The organism is Coprococcus sp. AM100_B19A, assembly GCF_027662015.1.
Lineage (GTDB): Bacteria > Bacillota > Clostridia > Lachnospirales > Lachnospiraceae > Allocoprococcus > Allocoprococcus comes.
On record NZ_JAQDKN010000022.1, the window covers coordinates 1 to 235 of the forward strand.

General features: G+C 46.8%; 1 protein-coding gene. It reads right to left on the minus strand.

Annotated features, from left to right (window positions below; all coding sequences use genetic code 11):
• Positions 1 to 173 (minus strand): phosphoenolpyruvate-utilizing N-terminal domain-containing protein (locus PGQ33_RS17075; RefSeq protein WP_334303954.1); only part of this gene is annotated, 173 nt, incomplete at its 3' end.
• Positions 174 to 235 lie beyond the last annotated feature (62 nt).

The following is a 235-nucleotide window of genomic DNA, read 5'->3' on the forward strand; positions in this document are numbered from 1 at the left end:
TACAACTCACCGAGCTGTGCGATCGCAGTCTCCTGGGCATCCTCAAAACGTGCCACCTCCGCTTCGGTATCCTCTACACGATACCGTCTTACCTGCTTTTCCTGTCTTTTATAGAAAGCGATCTTCCCGATGGCTACGCCACCAAAAACACTTTTACCACTTAGTGTAATCATAATCCTACAGATTCTCCTCTAATACTTTCTGGATTTCCGCGATTGCTTCTTCTTCGTCTTCG